Annotated in this window: 20 protein-coding genes and 1 other RNA gene; 18 read left to right on the top strand and 3 right to left on the bottom strand. The window is 64.7% G+C overall.

Going from position 1 to position 20,458, the window contains the following annotated elements:
* Positions 1-42: 42 nt before the first annotated feature.
* A complete protein-coding gene (locus CH290_RS17660; protein ID WP_019666042.1) occupies positions 43-1,449 on the bottom strand; it encodes an acyl-CoA dehydrogenase family protein in 1,407 nt (468 codons plus the stop codon).
* A gap of 123 nt (positions 1,450-1,572) precedes the next feature.
* Between CH290_RS17660 and CH290_RS17655 the strand changes: the two genes are divergently transcribed.
* On the top strand, positions 1,573-1,941 hold the full coding sequence (locus CH290_RS17655) for a DUF1304 domain-containing protein (protein WP_019666041.1): 369 nt from the start codon (positions 1,573-1,575) through the stop codon (positions 1,939-1,941).
* A gap of 65 nt (positions 1,942-2,006) precedes the next feature.
* Here CH290_RS17655 and hisN read toward each other — a convergent pair whose 3' ends face one another.
* Complete coding sequence (hisN, locus tag CH290_RS17650; RefSeq protein WP_033190588.1) at positions 2,007-2,795, bottom strand: histidinol-phosphatase; 789 nt, start codon at positions 2,793-2,795, stop codon at positions 2,007-2,009.
* Positions 2,796-2,853: 58 nt separating this feature from the next.
* Positions 2,854-3,345, bottom strand: a complete 492-nt coding sequence (locus CH290_RS17645; RefSeq protein ID WP_019666039.1) for a beta-class carbonic anhydrase — start codon at positions 3,343-3,345, stop codon at positions 2,854-2,856.
* A 344-nt stretch (positions 3,346-3,689) separates the two neighbouring features.
* Between CH290_RS17645 and prfB the strand changes: the two genes are divergently transcribed.
* The 17 genes from prfB (at position 3,690) to CH290_RS17560 (ending at position 20,438) form a co-directional block, all read left to right on the top strand.
* Positions 3,690-4,802, top strand: a complete 1,113-nt coding sequence (gene prfB, locus CH290_RS17640; protein ID WP_033190589.1) for a peptide chain release factor 2 — start codon at positions 3,690-3,692, stop codon at positions 4,800-4,802.
* A 7-nt stretch (positions 4,803-4,809) separates the two neighbouring features.
* A complete protein-coding gene (locus CH290_RS17635) occupies positions 4,810-5,715 on the top strand; it encodes a mechanosensitive ion channel family protein (RefSeq protein WP_019666037.1) in 906 nt (301 codons plus the stop codon).
* A complete protein-coding gene (locus tag CH290_RS17630; RefSeq protein ID WP_019666036.1) occupies positions 5,712-6,185 on the top strand; it encodes a hypothetical protein in 474 nt (157 codons plus the stop codon). The genes CH290_RS17635 and CH290_RS17630 overlap by 4 nt, the downstream gene beginning before the upstream one ends.
* Positions 6,186-6,253: 68 nt before the next feature.
* Positions 6,254-6,943 carry a cell division ATP-binding protein FtsE gene (gene ftsE, locus CH290_RS17625; protein WP_019666035.1) on the top strand — a complete coding sequence of 230 codons (690 nt, stop codon included), beginning with the start codon at positions 6,254-6,256 and terminating at the stop codon, positions 6,941-6,943.
* 92 nt (positions 6,944-7,035) lie between these two features.
* Positions 7,036-7,941, top strand: coding sequence for a permease-like cell division protein FtsX (ftsX, locus tag CH290_RS17620; RefSeq protein ID WP_019666034.1), 906 nt, complete (start codon positions 7,036-7,038; stop codon positions 7,939-7,941).
* Between the two features lie 120 nt (positions 7,942-8,061).
* The gene (gene smpB, locus CH290_RS17615) at positions 8,062-8,535 is read left to right on the top strand and encodes an SsrA-binding protein SmpB (protein WP_033190590.1); all 474 of its coding nucleotides are present in this window, start codon (positions 8,062-8,064) and stop codon (positions 8,533-8,535) included.
* Between the two features lie 39 nt (positions 8,536-8,574).
* Positions 8,575-9,438, top strand: a complete 864-nt coding sequence (locus CH290_RS17610; RefSeq protein WP_495677182.1) for a DMT family transporter — start codon at positions 8,575-8,577, stop codon at positions 9,436-9,438.
* A gap of 65 nt (positions 9,439-9,503) precedes the next feature.
* The gene (locus CH290_RS17605; protein WP_033190591.1) at positions 9,504-10,913 is read left to right on the top strand and encodes an NAD(P)H-binding protein; all 1,410 of its coding nucleotides are present in this window, start codon (positions 9,504-9,506) and stop codon (positions 10,911-10,913) included.
* A gap of 81 nt (positions 10,914-10,994) precedes the next feature.
* Positions 10,995-11,366, top strand: a transfer-messenger RNA (tmRNA) gene (gene ssrA, locus CH290_RS17600).
* A 126-nt stretch (positions 11,367-11,492) separates the two neighbouring features.
* Positions 11,493-12,155, top strand: a complete 663-nt coding sequence (locus tag CH290_RS17595; RefSeq protein ID WP_230594059.1) for an alpha/beta fold hydrolase — start codon at positions 11,493-11,495, stop codon at positions 12,153-12,155.
* Positions 12,152-13,408 carry an NAD(P)/FAD-dependent oxidoreductase gene (locus tag CH290_RS17590; protein WP_170947472.1) on the top strand — a complete coding sequence of 419 codons (1,257 nt, stop codon included), beginning with the start codon at positions 12,152-12,154 and terminating at the stop codon, positions 13,406-13,408. Before CH290_RS17595 ends, CH290_RS17590 begins: the two co-directional genes overlap by 4 nt.
* Entirely contained in the window at positions 13,399-14,139 is a 741-nt protein-coding gene (locus CH290_RS17585) for a DUF1365 domain-containing protein (protein WP_033190592.1), read from the top strand. The genes CH290_RS17590 and CH290_RS17585 overlap by 10 nt, the downstream gene beginning before the upstream one ends.
* Positions 14,136-15,407, top strand: a complete 1,272-nt coding sequence (locus CH290_RS17580; protein ID WP_033190593.1) for an SAM-dependent methyltransferase — start codon at positions 14,136-14,138, stop codon at positions 15,405-15,407. The genes CH290_RS17585 and CH290_RS17580 overlap by 4 nt, the downstream gene beginning before the upstream one ends.
* Positions 15,404-16,702, top strand: coding sequence for an SAM-dependent methyltransferase (locus CH290_RS17575; RefSeq protein WP_020112070.1), 1,299 nt, complete (start codon positions 15,404-15,406; stop codon positions 16,700-16,702). The genes CH290_RS17580 and CH290_RS17575 overlap by 4 nt, the downstream gene beginning before the upstream one ends.
* On the top strand, positions 16,699-17,502 hold the full coding sequence (locus tag CH290_RS17570; RefSeq protein WP_033190594.1) for a DUF1295 domain-containing protein: 804 nt from the start codon (positions 16,699-16,701) through the stop codon (positions 17,500-17,502). The genes CH290_RS17575 and CH290_RS17570 overlap by 4 nt, the downstream gene beginning before the upstream one ends.
* A 75-nt stretch (positions 17,503-17,577) precedes the next feature.
* The gene (gene pgm / locus CH290_RS17565) at positions 17,578-19,218 is read left to right on the top strand and encodes a phosphoglucomutase (alpha-D-glucose-1,6-bisphosphate-dependent) (RefSeq protein ID WP_026347934.1); all 1,641 of its coding nucleotides are present in this window, start codon (positions 17,578-17,580) and stop codon (positions 19,216-19,218) included.
* Positions 19,215-20,438 (top strand): MFS transporter, encoded by a 1,224-nt coding sequence (locus tag CH290_RS17560; protein WP_019666023.1) that lies wholly within the window; start codon positions 19,215-19,217, stop codon positions 20,436-20,438. The genes pgm and CH290_RS17560 overlap by 4 nt, the downstream gene beginning before the upstream one ends.
* Positions 20,439-20,458 lie beyond the last annotated feature (20 nt).

Genomic DNA, 20,458 nt, shown 5'->3' with positions numbered 1-20,458 from the left:
TCAGTCCTTGACCGATGAGTTGCCTACGAGGATGGGGGCGAATCAGATGAGGACGATGCCCTCGGTGACACCGACAGCGCGGAGATCGCGGTACCAGCGTTCGACCGGATGTTCCTTGGTGAATCCGTGTCCGCCGAGCAACTGCACACCGTCGGAACCGATCTGCATGCCCTTCTCGGCGGCGAGGCGGCGGGCGAGTGCTGCTTCACGTGCGAACGACTTGCCCTGCTCGGCTCGCGATGCGCCGCGAAGAGTGACCAAGCGCAGCCCGTCCAGCTCGATCGCGATGTTGGCGACCATGAACGCAACTGCCTGGCGGTTGCTGATCGGCTCGCCGAACGCCTCGCGCTCGTTCACGTACGGAATCACGTAGTCGAGGACGGCCTGGCCTGCGCCGACTGCGAGAGCGGACCAGCCGAGCCGGGCAAGGCTGATGGCGTCGGCGTAGTCGAGTGCGCGCTGATCTGCGTCACCATCACCGAGCAGTGCGGATTCCGGAACCGCGACGTCGGTCAGTACGAGTCGACCGAGGCCGGCGGCACGCAGACCCATGCTCGGATCGGCTTCGACGACGAGACCCTTGGTGTCGGACTCGACGATGAAGAACGCAGGCCTGCCTTCGAGTTCGGCGGCAACGACGAACAGTTCGGAGCTACCCGCGGCAGGCACGACGCTCTTGACGCCGTTGAGCTTGAATCCGCTGGGGGAGCGCACGGCCTTGGTCTGCAGAGCGAACGGGTCGAACAGTGCACGCGGCTCGTTGACCACGACGGCCGCACCCGGGACCTTCTCACCGACGAACGCGGGCAGGTACGTCTTCTGCTGCGCGTCGGTGCCCCACTGCGTCAACGCGACCGCGACACCGCTCGGCGCGAGGATGGGAAGCGCGAGTCCGAGGTCGCCGTGGGCAAGCGCTTCCGCCACCAATGCGTTGGTGACGGCGCCACGCTCGGTGGCCGCGCCGTCGAGTTCTTCGGGAACGTTGATGAAGGTGATGCCGAGTTCAGCAGAGCGACGAACGAGATCCTCGGGCGACGATGCTGCCGCATCTGCGTCGTGCGCTGCGGGTCGGAGGATCTCCTCGGCGAACTCCTTGACGGTCTCGACGATCATGCGCTGCTCGTCGTCCGGAGTGAGGTCGAAGTAGTCGAGGTTCTTGACCGCGGCGTCCTCGAGGCGTTTCGGCTTGTCGCCTCCGGTGACCTTCGCGAACGTGCGGTTGGCGGCGCCGAGGGTCTTGAAACCCGTCTTGGTGCTCTCGTACGTCACGCGGTCGATGGTCTGGCGAAGGTTGTACTTCTCCGCGAGATCGGACCCGGTGATAGCCGTGAGCACGCGCATGGCGGTGCCGATGGCGTCTCGCTTGAACGGGTTGAGGCCAACTGCGGATGTATCGCGAGGCGCCTTGCGCTTCGTCTCGATGACACTGTCTTGCTTGCTCATGATCACCAGCTGTTTCTCGGCGTCGGGCTCGGACGGGATCTATCTTACTCCCGGGTAAGTTAGCTGTCTACTCCCGAGTAAGAAGTTGGCCCTTCGCGCACGTCACGCCCGTTGTGGGAGCATTCGAGCATGCCTGTCATCGCTTCGATCTTCGCTGCCGTCGCCGCCGCGCTGCACGTGGTCATCTTCTTCATGGAATCCGTCGCGTGGACCAAGCCAGCCGTCTGGCGCCGATTCGGAGTCGCCAGTCAGGCCGACGCCGATGTGGTCCGCCCGATGGCCTTCAATCAGGGCTTCTACAACCTGTTTCTGGCAGTGGGAATCGTCGTGGGCCTGTTCCTCGGAGGCGACGCCGGGGACGCAATCGTCGTGTTCTCGTGCCTCAGCATCGTCGGTGCCGCATTCGTGCTGGCCACCGGCGGGCGGAAGTACTTCCGCCCGGCCGTGATCCAGGGCATCACCCCGTTGTTGGCATTGCTGTTCGCAGCTTTCCTGTGAGTGGAAATGTCGCGTCTTCTGGTCGCTCCGCAGGCTCCGCTCCTGGCCCCGGCCTGGATTTCCACTCACGTGCGGCGGAGCCGCGTCAGAACCTCGTCGTGGAGAAGGGCGTTGGTGGCCACTGCGCTTCCGCCGTGCGGGCCTGCGGCGCCGTCGAGTGAGGAGAAGCGCCCACCTGCTTCCCGAACCAGGATGTCCAGGGGTGCCAGGTCCCACAGCGACACCTCGGGTTCGGTCGCGATGTCGAGGGTGCCCTCGGCGAGGAGGCAGTAGGAGAAGAAGTCGCCGTACCCGCGAACCCGCCACACCTCGTCCGTCAGGTCGACGAATCGATCTCGCAGCCCACGCTCCTTCCAGCCGGACAGGCTCGCGAAACTCAAACTGGCAGAGCTCAGTTCGCGAACCGACGATACTGTGATGGAACGAGGTTCGCCGCCGTCGTAGGACGTCCACGCGCCCCCGTCCTTCGACGCCCACCAGCGCCGGTTCAGCAACGGAGCACTGATCACGCCCACCACCGGAATGCCGTCTTCGAGCAACGCGACGAGCGTGGCCCAGATCGGCACACCTCGCACGAAATTCTTGGTTCCGTCGATCGGGTCGACGACCCATTGGCGCCCGTCGAAGACAGCGTCGCCACCGAACTCTTCGCCCAGGACGGAATCGTCCGGCCGCTCGTCCTGGAGGATGGACCTCACCTTGTTCTCGACGGCGAGGTCGGCGTCGCTGACCGGGCTCAGGTCGGGTTTGTCGTCGACCACCAGGTCGAGAGCGAGAAAACGATCCCGCGTGATGACGTCGGCCCGGTCGGCGATGGACAGTGCGAGCTGCAGGTCAGCGGCAGAAGAAGTCACGCGTCAAACACTAATGCCCGGGGTGTCGGTGGCACCGTCACCCCGGGCGCTGTGCACGTCAGGCGGTGACTTCGTTCAACTTCCCGGTCGCGACGTCGAAGACGAATCCGCGCACCGAGTCGTGCTTGGTCACGAACGGGCTCTGCTCGATCCGCGCGAGCGACTGCCGCACGTCGGCGTCGAGGTCGGGGAACGCTTCGGCTGCCCAGTTGGGCTTGATGCCGATCTCGTCCTGGATGCCGTTCTTGAATTCGTCGTCGGTGAACGTCAGCATTCCGCAGTCGGTGTGGTGAATCAGAATGATCTCCTTGGTCCCGAGCAGACGCTGACTGATGGCGAGCGACCGAATCTCGTCGTCGGTGACGACGCCACCTGCGTTGCGGATGACGTGCGCCTCGCCTTCGTTCAATCCGAGAATGCGGTAGACGTCGAGACGCGCGTCCATGCATGCCACCACCGCAACGTTCTTCGACGGTGGAAGCGGGAGCGGTCCGGTGAACTGTGCCGCGTACGCCTCGTTGTTCTTCAGGTACTCGTCGGTGACCGACATCGATTCTCCTCCAGAAATTTCTGCGTGGGGTGGGGCTGCGCAGATGGCGCCGACTGTGGGCACCCCTGCGGTTGGGGTGAACCGTGGTCAGCGACAGAGACTGGCGCCGGTCCTGCAGAAATCGACGTGGAGGCGCGCAACCAACAGCAGGGGGTGCGCGGCATGGTCGCATGCGTATGTGTCGATGCCGAGAAAACTAACAGGAGATCGACGTTCGGGCCAGGGCTCGCGATCCACTGCCGTGCCTGCTCACGCCCTTGAAGGGCCCGTCGGCACCGTAGAAATCCTGCTCGTCGGGCAGCGTTGGTCGGGCGAGCGCGCCGCGGCCGGTAAACTTCGATCTCGTGCATCCTGACGTCTCCGCGGACCTGAACGAACTCGACATCACCCTCACGACGATCGAGTCGGTTCTCGACGTCGAGGAACTACGTCGCCGGATCGACGAGCTCGAACATCAGGCTGCGTCGCCGGACCTGTGGAACGACCAGGAACACGCTCAGCAGGTCACCAGTCAGCTCTCGCACGCGCAGGCCGAACTCCGCCGCGTCGAGGAACTGCGGGGGCGCCTCGAGGATCTGCCGGTGCTCTACGAGCTGGCCGAAGGAGAAGAAGGCGACGCAGCAGCGTCGGCGACGGCCGATGCCGACGCCGAGCGGGCATCGCTGCGCGAGGACATCGCCGCGGCCGAGGTGCGCACGCTTCTCTCCGGTGAGTACGACCAACGTGACGCGCTCGTCAACATTCGTTCCGGTGCAGGCGGCATCGACGCCGCGGACTGGGCCGAGATGCTCATGCGCATGTACATCCGCTGGGCGGAGAAGCACGGCTACGGCGTCGAGGTCTACGACACGTCCTACGCCGAAGAGGCCGGAATCAAGAGCGCTACCTTCGCGGTGAAGGCTCCATACACCTACGGCACGCTGTCGGTCGAGCAGGGCACCCACCGCCTCGTCAGAATCAGCCCGTTCGACAACCAGGGACGACGGCAGACCTCGTTCGCCGAGGTCGAGGTGCTTCCGGTCGTCGAGACGACCGATCACATCGAGATTCCCGAGGGTAACATCCGAGTCGACGTCTATCGGTCCAGCGGTCCGGGCGGACAGTCCGTCAACACCACGGACTCGGCCGTGCGTCTGACGCACATTCCCACAGGAATCGTCGTGACGTGTCAGAACGAGAAGTCGCAGCTGCAGAACAAGGTGTCCGCGATGCGGGTCCTCCAGGCCAAGCTGCTCGAGGTCAAGCGCAAGGAAGAGCGCGCCGAGATGGACGCCCTCAAGGGCGACGGCGGAAGTTCCTGGGGTAACCAGATGCGCTCCTACGTGCTGCATCCATACCAGATGGTCAAGGATCTGCGCACCGAGTACGAGGTCAACAACCCCTCCACCGTGCTCGACGGCGACATCGATGGTTTCCTGGAAGCAGGAATTCGATGGCGTATGCGGGGGGACGAGTAGACACACGATGAACACAGCACTGTCGTTCTCGGTAACACCGGAGGTCCAACTCAACGGCCTCGGAATTGTGCTGTACATCCTCGGAGGACTCCTGGTCGCGCGTCTCATCACGTGGACAGGTACGCGGATCACCTCCCGCATCGACTCCAACTATCAACACAGCGATGCCCTGGTGCGGTCCGAGGCAGCAAAGCATCGGCACGCACTCGCGCAGGTGATCACCTGGGTCGCTGTCACTCTCGTCTACATCCTGGTGACCATCGAGGTGCTCAGGAGGCTCGGCTTCGGCGTCGGTGGCCTCGTCGCTCCCGCGACGGTGATCGGTGCGGCACTGGGTTTCGGTGCGCAGCGGGTCGTGCAGGACATCCTGGCCGGATTCTTCATCATCACCGAACGGCAGTACGGGTTCGGTGATGTCGTGCAGATCGCCGTCAACGGCTCGGCGGAGGATGCGGAAGGCACCGTCGAGGACGTGACGCTGCGCGTCACCCGCGTTCGGAGTGTCGACGGGGAAGTCATCACTGTCCCCAACGGCCAGATCGTCAAAGCCATCAATCTCTCCAAGGACTGGGCACGCGCTGTCGTGGACGTGCCGATCCCGTCCATCGCGGACTTGAACCGGGTCAACGAGATCCTCCGCCGCGTGGGACACACGGCATTCGAGGACCGCCGTCTGCGGCCGCTGCTGCTGGACGAGCCGACCGTCATGGGGGTCGAATCCATCGAGGTCGACCAGGTCAACGTGCGGCTCGTGGCTCGGACTCTTCCCGGCAAGCAGTTTCAGGTCGGCCGGGAACTACGTGTTCGGGTGGCAGCAGCGCTGCAGCCCGAGGGCATCAGCGTCAGCCCGGACGTGTCGACCGCAGGAGTCGCACCGGACGGCGCCCGCCGGGATCGCGAGGAGGAGCTGTGACCGAACCTCGACCGGACACGGACACCGACGCGCAGCCACGTAACTGGAGAAGCTGGAGAATTCCGAACCGCATTCGTGGCGTGCGGACGTCGACGTTGTTCTTCGGTGTCTGCTTCGTTCTGACCGGACTGCTGTACGTACAGGTGGACGAGGTCGTCACCGCGCAGCGAGAAGACGTTCAAGGACCGACGGCGGTCGACCCGGGGAGCTACCCGACGCAAGCGCCGCAACAGACGTACCAGCCGACGTACACGTCCACTCCTTCTCCGACCACCACGGTCGATCCGTCCGCCACCGACGAGCAGTCCGGCGCGCCCGGGGGGTCGGGTGACCCCGGATCGCCCACAGGGCAGACCGGTACGTCGGCAACGCAGGATCCGACGTACCTGCCGGGGCTGACGGTGCCGCCGCAACTGCGGTCCCTGCTACCCCCTGCTCCGCAGGCCCCGACGGCCACCGGATCTCCCTAGGATTCCTCAGGCAACACACATGTCGAGCCGAGTCGGTTACCGGTAGGTAAGGGCTACACTGGCGACCCGTGATCAGCACCTCGAATGTCTCCAAGTCCTACAAGACATCCACCAGGCCGGCGTTGGACGACGTCACGGTGTCGGTGGACAAGGGCGACTTCGTGTTTCTCATCGGACCGTCGGGATCCGGGAAGTCGACGTTCATGCGCCTTCTCCTGAAGGAGGAGACACCCACCTCCGGCGACATCCACGTCGCGGACTTCCACGTGAACCGGTTGTCCTCGCGGCGCGTGCCGAAGCTCAGACAGAGCATGGGGTGCGTGTTCCAGGACTTCCGTCTGTTGCAGCAGAAGACGGTCGTGGAGAACGTGGCCTTCGCGCTCGAGGTCATCGGCAAGCCGCGATCGATGATCAAGCGGACGGTGCCCGAGGTCCTGGATCTGGTCGGGCTCGGCGGCAAGTCGGATCGACTGCCCACGGAGCTGTCCGGTGGTGAGCAACAGCGCGTCGCCATCGCCCGGGCCTTCGTGAACCGCCCACTGGTGCTGCTGGCCGACGAACCGACGGGAAACCTCGATCCGGACACGAGCCAGGACATCATGATGCTGCTCGAGCGGATCAACAGGACCGGAACGACGGTGCTGATGGCGACCCACGACAACCACATCGTCGACTCGATGCGTCGGCGGGTCATCGAACTGGACAACGGCAGAGTGGTGCGTGACGAGGCCCGAGGGGTCTACGGCGTCGGTAGGTAGTACGCCGCCGCACTTCTGCCGCCACGACTACAGACATCGACGACTACAGACATCGACGACTGCAGACACCACCGAAGGGCCCGGATTCCCCGATGCGCGCAAGTTTCATTTTCAGCGAAGTCCTGACCGGACTTCGCCGCAACATCACCATGACCATCGCCATGATTCTGACGACGGCCATTTCGCTCGGCCTGTTCGGAGGCGGACTGCTCGTGGTGCAGATGGCGGGCAAGACGCAGCAGATCTTCCTGGACCGCGTCGAAGTACAGATCTTCCTCACCGACGACATCTCGGCGACCGATCCGGACTGCGCGGAATCCACGTGCTCCACGTTGCGCAGCGAACTCGAGCAGACACCGTCCGTGGTGTCGGTTCAGTACCTCAACCGCGACGACGCAGTCAAAGATGCGACCGAGCGCGTGTTCAAGGATCAACCGGAACTCGCGGAGCTGGTCAGCCCGGACAGCTTCCCGGCCTCTTTCAAGGTCAAGCTCAGTGATCCCGAACGCTTCGGCGTCATCAACGACAACTTCGCCGGTCAGCCGGGAGTGCAGAGCGTGCTCAACCAGCGAGACCTGGTCGAGCGTCTGTTCAGTGTGCTCAACGGTGTACGCAACGCAGCATTCGCCATCGCGATCGTTCAAGCCGTGGCCGCGGTTCTGTTGATCGCGAACATGGTTCAGATCGCGGCGTTCACCCGCCGCACCGAGGTGGGAATCATGCGACTCGTCGGTGCAACCAGGTGGTACACCCAGCTGCCCTTCCTGCTCGAAGCCGTGGTGGCTGCGCTGATCGGATCCGGGCTCGCGATTGCGGGGCTGTTCACCGCGAAGAACCTCTTCATCGACGACGTGTTGTCGGAGGTGTACGACGCCAACATTCTCGCCCGAATCTCCAACAGCGACGTTCTGCTCGTCTCTCCGTTCCTGGCGCTCGTCGGCATCGGTATGGCGTCGGTCACCGCGTACATCACGTTGCGGTTGTACGTCCGCGAGTAGGTTCCCGATTCGGCCGAGTCCATCCGGAAGAAAAGTGCTTGCGACACGGTTCTATGCTGGAGCGGACAGCGCAGAGAGCGCGTACGCACGGACGAACAGCGCTCGAGAAAGGGCCCTGAAGTGAAAGAGAAGGGCCGCAAGGCCATTGCGACGAACCGCAAGGCGCGCCACCACTACTCGATTCTCGACGTCTACGAGGCCGGTATCGCGCTCGTGGGCACCGAGGTGAAGAGCCTGCGTGAAGGCAAAGCGTCGCTTGCGGACTCGTTCGCGACGGTCGACGACGGCGAGATCTGGTTGCGCGGGCTGCACATCCCCGAGTACACGCAGGGGAGTTGGACCAACCATGCGCCCAGACGCACCCGAAAACTGTTGCTGCACAAGCGCGAGATCGAGCGACTCGTCGGGAAGACGAAAGAAGGGTCGCTGACCCTCGTACCGTTGTCGATGTACTTTTCCGACGGCAAGGTCAAGGTCGAACTTGCCCTCGCGAAGGGTAAGCAGGACTACGACAAGCGCCAGGACCTGGCCCGTCGCACCGCCGAGCGTGAAGTGGCCAGGGAACTCGGCCGCCGCATCAAGGGTATGCGGTGAGGGGGTATGCGGTGAGGGGCGAGCGGTGAGGGGTTCGCGCTGACCGCGATCCTGCTCGCACTCGTCGCCGCGGTGGGATACGGCGTCAGCGATTTCGTCGGGGGTGTGGCGTCCCGTCGGGTGGCGGCCCTGCGAGTGGTGATCGTCTCCTACCCGTTCTCGTTGGTGATCGTGCTGATCGTGGCGCCGTTCGTCGGGGGCCAGATCTCTTTGGTGCCCATTCTGTGGGGCTTGGCGTCGGGAGTGGCAGGTGGCCTGGCCGTCTGGTGGTTCTACCTCGCGCTCGCGTCAGGCCCGATGGCGGTCGTGTCTCCGCTGACCGCCGTGCTGGTGGCGGGCATACCCGTCGTCGCCGGATTCGCGATCGGGGAGCGTCCGGGTGCGCTCGCATTCGTGGGTATCGCATTGGCGTTGATCGCGGTTCTCCTCGTCAGCAAGGAGTCTCCCGACGACACGACGGGTGAAGTAGCCGGTGGTCGCGAGATGAAATTCACCCCGACGGTGGCGTGGTTGACCGTCGGATCGGGTGTCACGTTCGCGCTCGCGTTCATCTGCCTCCATCAGATCGGCGACGGATCGGGATTGTGGCCGCTGGCGGCATCTCGCGCGTCGGCGACGGCGGTGGTGTGGTGTGTTGCGCTCGCCTCCGGTCATTTCGCGCTGCCGCACGGCAGTGTGCTGAAGCTCGCTGCGTTCGTCGGCATTCTCGACGTCGTGGCGAACGCCGCCCTGCTCTACGCGTACCAGGGTGGGTTGCTGTCCTTGGTCAGTGTCATCGCATCGCTGTATCCCGCGGCGACCGTGCTCCTGGCGATGGTCATGCTCGGCGAGCGTGTCGGCAGACTGCAGCAGGTTGGGATGGTCGTCGCTCTCGGCGCGGTGGGTCTGATCGCCCTGGGTTGATCGGCCGACGTCGACGGGCCAGGTGAGATCGGGTTGAGATACCCCCGCGGGGGTATCGATAGACGATGAACGCCAACAGCAGCCCCGATGCCCGCCGTGTCCTCGTCACCGGAGCGACCGGTTACCTCGGCGGCAGGCTCGCTCCGCGACTTCTGGACGCGGGATTCACGGTTCGGGTGTTGGCCCGCACCCCCGACAAGCTCCAGGGAGTGCCGTGGGCGGACGACGTCGAGATCGCCCAGGGAGATCTGGGTGACCGCGATTCGCTGAAGAAGGCGTTCGCCGACGTCGATGTCGTCTACTACCTCGTGCACTCGATGGGTTCCGGCGGCGGCGACTTCAAGAAGACCGAGCGTGAGAGCGCCGAGAACGTCGCTGCGGTCGCCGCGGAGGCCGGAGTGTCGAGGATCGTCTATCTCGGCGGGCTGCACCCCCAGTCGGGGGAGCTTTCCGAGCACCTGGAATCGCGCGCCGAGGTCGGCACGATTCTGTGCGAGTCCGAAGTGCCGACCTTCGTCCTCCAGGCCGGAGTGGTCATCGGTGCGGGATCGGCGTCGTTCGAGATGATTCGCCACCTCACCAACAGGCTGCCGGTCATGACGACACCGCGCTGGGTCCACAACAAGATTCAGCCGATCGCAGTGCGCGACATCTTGCACTACCTCCTCGGAGCTGCGGACGCGGACCTTCCCGAGAGCAGGACCTACGACGTCGGCGGCCCGGACGTGATGGAGTACGGCGAGATGATGAACATCTACGCGGACGTTGCAGGGCTCCGTAAGCGCCAGATGGTGGTACTGCCGGTTCTCACCCCGCGGCTGGCCGGCCATTGGATCGGTCTGGTGACCCCGATTCCGAGGGGACTGGCGATGCCGCTCATCGAATCACTGCAGTTCGACGCGGTGGCCCACGAAACCGATATCGACGCCGTCGTCGAACGACCGGAGGGTGGTCTGACGCCGTACCGCGATGCGGTTCGGCTGGCTCTACGCACCATCGACGACGGCGAGTCGGAGTCGACGTGGACGTCGACCGTGTCGGCCCCGTCGGATCCTCTTCCTTCCGACCCCGATTGGGCGGGAGAAACCGTCTTCACCGACGTGCGCAGCGTCTACCTCGGGAGCGGGGCCGACGAGATCCGCAGCCGTGTGGGCAAGGCCGTAGCAGCAGGCAGCGCCGAGAACTGGCAGATCGAGCGCGGTGCGTCGGACGGCGGTGCGTCGGACGGCAGTGATTCGGACGGCAGTGATTCGGACGGTGACATCAGGCTACGTTCCACTGCTACGTTGCCCGGGAACGCGTGGATGCAGTATTCGGTGGTGTCTGCAGGCGGGGGAACGCGGCTCGAGCAACGCATCGACTTCTTTCCTCGCGGCCTCGCAGGCCGCGCCTTCTGGTACGGATCGCTGCCCGCCCGCAAGGTGATCGCAGGGCGTCAGTTGCAACGCGTCGTTGCCCTGGTCGACCGCGCATAGTGACGCGCGCCGTATATCGGGATGATTCTGTCCGGGGGACGCGTTACACTGACAAGCCCCGGCAGAGTGCTGGGGACGTACGGGGCTGAACGGTTTCGACTCTGTATGTTGAGTCAGGGGAAGCGTGTCGGTGCAGGCGAGAGACCACCGTAAGCGTCATCGCAAACATATAAGCGCCGATTCCAATCAGCGCGACTACGCACTCGCTGCCTAAGTAGCGACTGGCGTGTCTGTCAGTCCGGGTTCGCCCTCGACCCGGGTACTGGCATCAGCTAGAGGGCTTACCGATTCACTCGGCCACGGAGTGATGAGGAACATCAAACAGTGGCTGGGATCGTCATCCTGGCTTGTTTGCGAGATCAGGAGATCCAAGTAGAGGCATAGCAGACTGCACACGGAGAAGCCCTGGTGATACAGCGGAGGACCCGGGTTCGATTCCCGGCAGCTCCACCGAGACCGGGTCGGAAAGCACACGCTTTCCGACCCGGTTTTTTCTTGCCCGAAGCCTGTAATTCACCTCACAATCGCCTGGCATCGCAAGAATCCAACCCGTGGCAGCGATGGTGTCGAATAGTGATCATGAGCAAGATCGCCACGCCGAAGTTGTGGTCCGGCCCCAGTCCGCGCGGCACTGTCCGCGCCGTCGTCCTCGTCCTGCACGGAGGCAAAGTGGACAGCCACGCGCCCAGTAGGCCCTGGCATCTGTCGGGACTGCGCATGTGGCAGTTCACGTGGGCGCTGCGGCGTGCCGGCCGAGCCGATGGCGTAGCAGTACACCAACTGCAGTACCGGTTCCGCGGATGGAACGGTGTCGAACGCAGCCCCGTTCGTGACGCCCGGTGGGCGTTGCTACGGATTCGAGACGAGCACCCCGGTGTGCCGGTGGTGGTCGTCGGGCACTCGATGGGCGGGCGGACGGCAGCCGCCGTCGGCCACGATCCGGGGGTCCTGGGCCTCGTGGCGCTCGCGCCGTGGTGGCCCGACGGCGACGAGCTGGCGAACATCCAGTCCGACCGATCGGTGCGGGTCCTCCACGGGCGCGACGACAGTTGGACGGATCCGCGAAAGTCGTCGGCTGAAGTCGAGTCCGCACGCAGGCGGGGTGTCGATGCGACGTTCGTGGACATGGACGGCGGTCACTTCATGATTCGAAAGTCGCGCACATGGGTAGAGAGAACGACGAAATTCGCGATGGACATCATCGCGCGTGTCCCCTCTGAAGAAAACGGAGTGTCGTCGTGACGCGTCGGCGTGTGGCGGTCGTAGGTAGTGGTGTCGCGGGTTTGACTGCGGCGTACGTGTTGTCGAAGTCCGCGCACGTGACTCTGTACGAGGCCGACGACAGGCTCGGCGGTCATGCCGATACACATGATGTCGACGGTGTGGGCGTCGACACCGGCTTCATCGTCCACAACGACCGGACGTATCCGACTCTGCTCCGTCTCTTCGCCGAGTTGAACGTGCCCACGCAGGAATCCGACATGAGCATGTCGATTCGGTGCGACGGTTGTGGCCTCGAATACTCCGGTGGCCAGGGGGTCCGAGGGATTCTTCCATCGGTACGGACGTTCGCCCGCCCTCGGTATCTGAAGATGCTGCGCGAAATCACGCGATTCCACCGGACCGCGACGGAGTTGCTGCGAGAGACCGACAGCACTGTCTCCGACGAAACTCTGGCCGATTTCCTCGGTCGCACGCGCTTCTCCGAATACTTCACCGCGCATTTCATGGCTCCACTCGTCTCGGCGGTGTGGTCGTGTGATCCGGGCACGGCCCTGAACTATCCGGCGCGATATCTGTTCACCTTTCTCGAACACCACGGCATGCTCAGCGTGACGGGCTCTCCGGTCTGGCGCACGGTGACCGGCGGCTCGGCGCGCTACGTCGAGCGCGTCGCCGCGCACATCGACGAGATCCGCACGAGTACAGCGGTACACGCGGTGTACCGACACGTCGACGGAGTCGACATCCGCGATTCTCGCGACGTGCTGGAACGCTACGACGCCGTCGTCATCGCGGTACATCCCCACCAGGCGCTGAAGATGCTCGCCGACCCCACCGCGCTCGAGCACTCGGTGCTCGGGTCGATGCCGTACTCCATCAATCACACTCAGCTCCACACCGACGAGGCGGTACTTCCGGCGACGCCGAGGGCGCGGGCGTCGTGGAACTACCGAATTCCGGAATGCGGCGCGCAGCCGGACAGCGTTCTCGTCAGCTACGACATGACGAGACTGCAGAGGCTGGCAGGCTCGCAGCGATTCCTGGTGACACTCGGTGGATCTCACGTCGTCGACCCGTCGACCGTTCTCGACGAGATGACGTACGAGCACCCGCAGTACACGCCCGCGTCGCTCGAAGCTCAACGCAGGCTCCCGGAATTGAACACCGACACTGTGGCTTTCGCGGGTGCGTACCACGGTTGGGGCTTTCACGAGGACGGTGCGGAATCAGGTCGGGTGGCTGCCGAACGTGTGGGCGGGCAGTGGACGTGACGCACGCCAACGCCATCTTCTCGACGACCATCGTGCACGTGCGCACGGCGCCGATACGAAACAAGTTTCGCTACCGCAGTTACAGTTGGTTCGTCGACCTCGACCGTCTGCCCGCGTTTCCGCGGTGGATCCGGCCACTCGCGACGTTCCACGCGAGCGATCACATCGGTGACCCCTCGAAGTCCATCCGGCAGAACATCGACGCGTTTCTGGCGGACCAGGGCATCGACCTCGGCGGCGGACGGATCACGATGCTCGCCAGCGCCCGAGTGCTCGGACACACGTTCAACCCGCTCAGCGTCTTCTGGTGTCACGACCGGGAGGACAGGCTCGTGTGCGTCGTCGCTGAAGTCCACAACACCTACGGTGAGCGATACGCCTATCTGCTGCACACCGACGACGTGGGCGCGGCGCGAGCACGTAAAGAGTTCTACGTCTCTCCGTTCAACGATGTCAGTGGCGAATACCGGATGAAACTACCCGAGCCGGACTCGACGCTGGCGCTCTCCATCGTTCTCGAACGCGAAGGCGCACCGCCCTTTGTGGCGAGCGTGACCGGGCACCGAAGGCCTGCCACCACTCGATCGGTGCTGGCATCGGCAGTTTCGGTTCCGCTCGCGCCCGCGCGTGTGGTGGCACAGATTCGCTGGCAAGGAATTCGGCTGTGGGCGAGGGGTCTACCGATCGTTCCACGTCCGAAAGCACCCGCTGTACGAAAGGCAACACGATGACAACCGTCGTTCGATCGAAGTCCGACGTGGACACACACAATTGGCCAGGCATCGCTTTCGTGCCGGCAGGGACGAAGGCAAAGGTCGCCGCGCCGGTCGCCGACTTCCTGTTTCGCCGCGCAGTGGGAACGCTGCCACTTCGGGCTCGCTTCGCCGACGGCAGCGTGATCGGTGGCGGCGGCCCCGAATCCCCGGTGATGCATATCGTGCGGCCCGCCGACTTCGCTGCGCGAGTAGGCCAGAGCGGACTCATCGGGTTCGGTGAGGCGTACATGGCAGGGGACTGGGACGCGGAAGACCTGACCGCGGTACTCGAAGTGTTCGCCACTCGGATGGCAACGTTGATTCCGAGATCGCTGCAGCGTCTCCGCGGCCTGTACGTGCCGAAACCCCCACGTGCGGAGCGGAACACGACCGACAACACTCGATCCAACATCTCGCGACACTACGACCTGTCCAACGACCTGTTCGAACTGTTCCTCGACGAGACCATGACCTACTCGAGCGCGCTGTTCGCGTCCGGGGGCACCCGTGAGGACGGCGAACCGCTCGCGGAAGCGCAGCGACGCAAGATCGACAGGTTGCTCGACCGCGCCCGCGTCGGAGAAGGAAGCCGCGTACTGGAAATCGGCACGGGCTGGGGTGAACTGGCCATCCGTGCGGCGGCGCGGGGGGCGACGGTGCGCTCGGTGACGTTGTCCACCGAGCAGCAGGAACTCGCCTGCAAGCGTATCGCCGACGCCGGGTACTCGGAACGGGTCCAGGTCGACCTACTCGATTACCGCATGGTCGACGGTGAATACGACGCGGTGGTGTCGGTCGAGATGATCGAGGCGGTCGGACACGAATACTGGGGTACGTACTTTCGGACCATCGACAGGGTTCTCGCGCCCGGTGGGAGAGTGGCGATCCAGGCGATCACGATGCCGCACGATCGGATGCTGGCCACCCGGAACACCTACACCTGGGTGCACAAGTACATCTTCCCCGGTGGGTTCCTGCCATCGCTGCGCGCGATCGACGAGGTCACCGAGAGTCACACGACTCTCCGTGTGCGCGAGCGATTGTCGATGGGCGACCATTACGCACGGACCCTGCGGAGGTGGGACGTGGAGTTCACCGCCCGCCGCGCCGAGACGTCGGAGTTGGGGTTCGATCGGACATTCGACCGAATGTGGCACTTCTATCTGTGCTACTCGGAAGCGGGCTTCCGCTCCGGGTATCTCGATGTGCAGCAGATCGTTCTGGACCGTAGGGGAGACAGATGAGCACCGCTGGAGTTGCACCGCGTATCGCGGAGTTGGTGGCGCCCTATGTCGGAGGGAATCTGCCGGTGCGCTTGCACGCATGGGACGGCAGTGTCGCCGGGACCGTCGGCGCCCCCGACGTACACCTGAAGTCGCCGAACGTTCTGCGGCGACTGCTGTGGAACCCGGGGGAGTTGGGTGCGGCGCAGTCCTACGTACTGGACGAACTCGACGTCGACGGTGACCTCGGAGCTGCCCTCGCCCACGTGTGGAGCGAAGTTCGAGCGAGGAAGCTGTCGGCCGTTCGTCCGTCACCCGCGGCGCTGCTGAAGCTCGCCAAGTTGGCCCGTGAACTCGGAGTGTTCGGTCGTCCTCTCGCCCCGCCTGCGTCGCAGGCGGTCGTCAAGGGCAGGCTGCATTCGCTGGTGCGGGACCGCGCCGCGATCAGCCACCACTACGACCTGTCGAACGACTTCTACGAACTGGTGCTCGATTCCCACATGGCGTACTCGTCGGGGTACTGGACGTCCACCGCACCCACGTACACCCTCGACGACGCACAGACGGACAAGCTCGACCTCGTGTGCCGCAAGATCGGCCTGGACACCGCTCCCGGTCAGCGATTCCTCGACGTGGGCTGCGGTTGGGGTTCGTTGAGTCTGCACGCGGCACAGGAATACGGCGCCCACGTCGTCGGCGTCACGATCTCGCGTGAGCAGAAGGCGTTCATCGACAAGCGAATTGCCGACCGAGGACTACAGGACCGCGTCGAGATCAGGATCCAGGACTACCGCGAGATCCCCGACGGTCCGTTCGACGCGGTCGCGTCCATCGAGATGGGCGAGCACGTGGGTGAGTCGAACTACCCCACGTACACCGCTGCGTTGCACCGCAACGTGCGGCCGGGCGGGCGGGTGTTGATCCAGCAGATGTCCCGCAAAGAAGGTGACAATCCGGGCGGAGGTGCGTTCATCGAGCAGTTCATCGCTCCGGACATGTACATGCGTCCCGTCGGTCGGACCGTCGCGATGATCGAGGAAGCCGGACTCGAAGTGCGCGACGTCCATGCGATGCGTGAGCACTACGTGCGAACGGTGGACGTGTGGACCGAGCGATTCGAGGCGCGCTGGGACGACGTCGTCGAGCTCGTCGGAGAGGAGGTCGCACGCGTCTGGCGGCTGTATCTCGTCGGCGGAGGCATGGCGTTCCGCGAGGGCCGAATGGGCGTCGACCAGATACTGTCGGTGCGCCCCGGACCCGACGGGCAGGTCGACTTCGATCCCGTTCGACCTGTCTGGGTAGGTACCGAACCGTGAATGCATTCGATCGGTCCGAGTTCCTGACCGTGTCCGGTTCCGCGCTGCTCGCCACCGCCGTTCTGATGATCGTTACCGCACTCGTCGGCAGCAGGATCGGGCGGCACAGCGTCGTCGACGTGACGTGGGGGGGAGGTTTCGTCCTCATCGCACTCGTGTCGGGCGTGGTGGGAACCGGGGAGGGATGGCGCCGGCTGCTGGTGACCGTCATCGTCGCGGTATGGGGACTGCGCTTGGCGTGGCACGTGTTTCGCCGGTCGATCGGCAGCGGCGAGGACCCGCGGTACGAGGAGTTGCTGTCGAAGGCCACGGGAAACCCGACCCTCTACGCCCTCCGAAAGATCTACCTGACGCAGGGGGTGGCGCTGTGGCTCGTCTCGCTGCCCATCCAGGTCTCCGCCGTCGCGCAGTCCTCCGTGCCGGTGACGGTCGTTCTCGGCGTGCTGCTGTGGGCTGCCGGCCTGACATTCGAAGCCCTCGGTGACGCGCAGTTGAGAGCGTTCAAGGCGGACCCGTCGAACAAGGGCAGGATCATGGACCGCGGTCTGTGGTCGTGGACGCGGCACCCCAACTACTTCGGTGACGCCTGTGTGTGGTGGGGGATCTTCCTCGTCGCGGCGTCGGCGTGGCCCGGGGTGCTCACGGTCCTCTCACCCGTTGCGATGACCTATTTCCTCGTGTTCGCGACGGGTGCGCGTCTGCTGGAACGCTCCATGGAACGACGCCCGGGATACGCCGACTACCAGCGTCGCACGAGTTACTTCCTGCCTCGCCCTCCGAAATCACCCCGCACTTCCTAGCCGCGCCCCGCCGCGTTCTCGGTCAGCGATTAGAGTCGAACTGGCCGGCACAGGGTGAGAACAAGGAGGCGCATCGTGGCGCACGAACGAGCTGGAACAATTGCCCTTCCCGAGGACCTCGTGGATGTCGCGCAGTTGATCACCGCCTACTACTCGCGGACGCCCGACGTGTCGGATCCCGGGCAACAGGTCGTGTTCGGAACCTCGGGACACCGGGGTTCCAGCCTCGACTCGGCGTTCAACGAACGCCACATCCTGGCGACAACTCAGGCGATCGTCGAATATCGTGCGTCCCAAGGGATCACGGGTCCGCTGTTCATCGGGCGCGACACCCACGCACTGTCCGAGCCTGCCTGGACCACGGCGCTCGAAGTGTTGGCCGCCAACGATGTCACCGTGCTGGTCGACTCCGGGGACCGCTACACACCTACTCCGGCTGTCAGTCACGCGATTCTGCGGTACAACGCGTCGGGACCGGAACGCCGCGCCGACGGAATCGTCGTGACCCCGTCTCACAACCCACCGCGTGACGGCGGCTTCAAGTACAACCCTCCCCACGGCGGGCCCGCCGACAGTGACGCCACGTCGGTCATCGCAGACCGCGCCAACGAACTTCTGCGCGCCGACCTCGCCGGGGTGCGGCGGGTGTCCCTCGACACCGCGATGCGCACCACCGTCGAACGCTACGACTACCTCGGCACGTACGTCGACGACCTGCCCAGCGTCGTGGACCTCGACGCGGTTCGCGCCGCGGGCGTTCGGATCGGTGCAGATCCGCTCGGCGGCGCGAGCGTCGACTACTGGGACGCGATCGCCGAGCGCCACAACCTCGACCTCACCGTGGTGAATCCACTCGTGGACTCCACCTTCCGTTTCATGACTCTCGACACCGACGGCAAGATCAGGATGGACTGCTCGTCACCGAACGCGATGGCGTCGTTGATCGCAGCTCGGACGTCGTACGACATCGCCACCGGCAACGACGCGGACTCGGACCGGCACGGCATCGTCACGCCCGACGGTGGACTGATGAATCCCAACCACTACCTGGCCGTGGCGATCGACTACCTGTTCACGCATCGTTCGGGATGGTCGCCGACCGCGCGTGTCGGTAAGACTCTGGTCTCGTCGTCCATGATCGATCGGGTGGTTGCCGGACTGGGTCGGCAGTTACTGGAGGTTCCCGTCGGTTTCAAATGGTTCGTACCCGGACTGCTCGACGGCGACCTCGGTTTCGGCGGAGAGGAGAGCGCAGGTGCGTCCTTCCTGCGCACCGACGGCCGCGTCTGGACGACCGACAAGGACGGCATCATCTTGGCGCTCCTCGCGTCGGAGATCACTGCGGTCACCGGAAAGACACCGTCCGAACGCTATTCGGAGTTCACCGCCGAGTACGGCGACCCGTCGTACGCTCGTGTGGATGCACCGGCCACCCGTGAGCAGAAGGCGGTCCTCGGCAAGCTGTCTCCCGAGCAGGTGACCGCAACCGAACTCGCAGGTGAAAAGATCACCGCCACCATGACGACGGCGCCCGGCAACGACGCTGCCATCGGAGGGCTGAAGGTCACCACCGAGAATGCGTGGTTCGCGGCACGGCCCTCCGGCACCGAGGACGTCTACAAGATCTACGCCGAATCGTTCCGAGGAGCCGATCACCTCGCTCAGGTTCAGGCAGCGGCAAAGGAATTGGTGTCCCAGGCCCTGAACGAGTCGTGACGGAAGACAATCGGCAGGAAAGCAATCGCACACCGGTCTCGTCCGAGATCTGGGTACTGATCGCGGCAAGCTTCGTCATCGCACTCGGGTTCGGCATCGTCTCGCCTGCGCTCCCGCAGTTCGCGACCGAGTTCGGAGTCGGCGTGTTCGCCGCGTCCGCTGTCATCAGTACCTTCGCGCTGATGCGTCTTCTGTTCGCCCCCGCAAGCGGGACGCTGGTGCAGAAACTGGGGGAGCGCCCGATCTACCTGTCCGGTCTGTTGATCGTCGCGCTGTCCACCGGTGCGTGTGCGTTCGCCCAGACCTACTGGCAGCTCCTCGTGTTCCGTGGGCTCGGTGGCATCGGATCCACGATGTTCTCGGTGTCCGCACTCGGACTGTTGATCCGGATGAGCCCACCACAGAGCCGTGGACGGATCTCGGGCCTCTACGCCACGAGTTTTCTGCTCGGATCGATCGGTGGTCCGTTGCTGGGCGGAGCCGTCGTCGGGCTCGGTCTCCGTGCGCCGTTTCTCATCTACGCGGTGGCGCTCGTGATCGCCGCGGCCGTCGTGTTCTTCGCGCTCGGCGACGTCGAGGAAGAGAAAGCGAGTGCGGATTCGTCGGTCCCCGTTCTCACCCTCCGGGCGGCGTGGGCGGTGCCCGCCTACCGAGCGGCACTGGCGTCCAACTTCGCGACGGGCTGGGTGATCTTCGGCGTGCGAGTGGCCTTGATTCCGCTCTTCGTCATCGAGGTACTCCAGCGGTCCGCGGCGGTCGCGGCAGTGTCGTTGGCCGTCTTCGCGGTCGGTAATGCGATAGTGCTCACCACCGCGGGGCGTCAATCGGACCTCCGCGGGCGCAAACCCTTCGTCGTGGCAGGTCTGGTCGTCGCAGGCGTCGGGACAGCGGGGATAGGGCTCACCGACGACATCGCGCTGTTCATGGCGTTCTCGGTTCTCGCGGGCGTCGGATCCGGTCTGATGACACCGGCGCAGCAGGCGTCCATCGCGGATGTCATCGGGTCCAAAGCGCGCGGTGGACCGGTGCTCTCCACCTTCCAGATGTCCGCGGACGTGGGTGCGATCCTCGGCCCGGTGGTCGCAGCCAAGATCGTCGAGGGGGCGTCGTACGGCACCGCTTTCGTGGCATCCGGCGTGATTCTGCTCGCGGCAGCCGCATGGTGGATCACCGTCCCCGAGCCGGGAGGTAGGAAGAGCGCCGCAGCCCCGTCCACGTGAGGCTTTCGTATCATGTGCAC

The organism is Rhodococcus sp. 06-156-4, assembly GCF_002259345.1.
Lineage (GTDB): Bacteria > Actinomycetota > Actinomycetes > Mycobacteriales > Mycobacteriaceae > Rhodococcoides > Rhodococcoides fascians_E.
Note: the sequence above shows the minus strand (reverse complement) of the source record. Positions and strands in the feature narration are given on the sequence as shown.